Below are 668 nucleotides of genomic sequence, written 5' to 3' on the forward strand. Positions count from 1 at the left end.
TTCGAGGGCGTGATCTGGCGCTTTCGGACGGGTGGCCAGTGGAGGGAGATGCCTCAGGAATTCGGCGCCTGGCCGACGGTCCGCAACCGGTTCCGTCAGGGAGGGGCGCGGGGGTGTTCGAGGCCCTGCTGGAGGGTGCGATCGCGGAGGCTGCGAAGCGGGGTGAGGTGGACTTATCGCTTGTCAGCGTGGATTCAACCACTGTCCGTGCCCACCACGACGCCGCCGGGATGCACCTCGCGCCCGACACTCTCGCCGACCTGGAGAAGGCCGCCGAGGAGGCGGAGAGGGCCCGGCAGAAGGGGGCGGCCCGAAGATCGATCACTATCTGGTCGCCGACACCTATGTCGCGCTCTTCTCCCGCTTCGTTCCCTGCGGCGTCTGGGAGGCCGTCTACCTCATTGACTCCCTCCTGCAGAAGCCCTCGGCGGCGCAGCCGGACCAGGTCCCCGCTGATACGCAATACAAGACGGGCAGGGCCCCGCAGAGGATCCGGAACGGGACGAGCGGCGCCGCGTCCGGCGCAGGCGAAAGGTCCGCCTGAGGGCGGCACTGCTCGGACGGTCCCCAGGCGGGCAGACCAGCAAGGCCCGCATCGCCGGCGGGCGCAAGTGCCGCCCGTTGGCCGTCATCCTGACCGGGGGACAGGCCGGCGACAGCCCGCAGTC

Annotated in this window: 2 pseudogenes; both read left to right on the forward strand. The window is 70.2% G+C overall.

From position 1 onward, the window contains the following. A pseudogene (locus IF89_RS45640) lies at positions 1-302 on the forward strand (transposase); the annotation flags it as partial. Next, positions 302-463 (forward strand): annotated as a pseudogene (locus IF89_RS48880) (Tn3 family transposase); the annotation flags it as partial. The pseudogenes IF89_RS45640 and IF89_RS48880, both read left to right, overlap by 1 nt. Between the last annotated feature and the right edge of the window lie 205 nt (positions 464-668).

The organism is Streptomyces sp. NRRL F-2664, assembly GCF_000719345.1.
Lineage (GTDB): Bacteria > Actinomycetota > Actinomycetes > Streptomycetales > Streptomycetaceae > Streptomyces.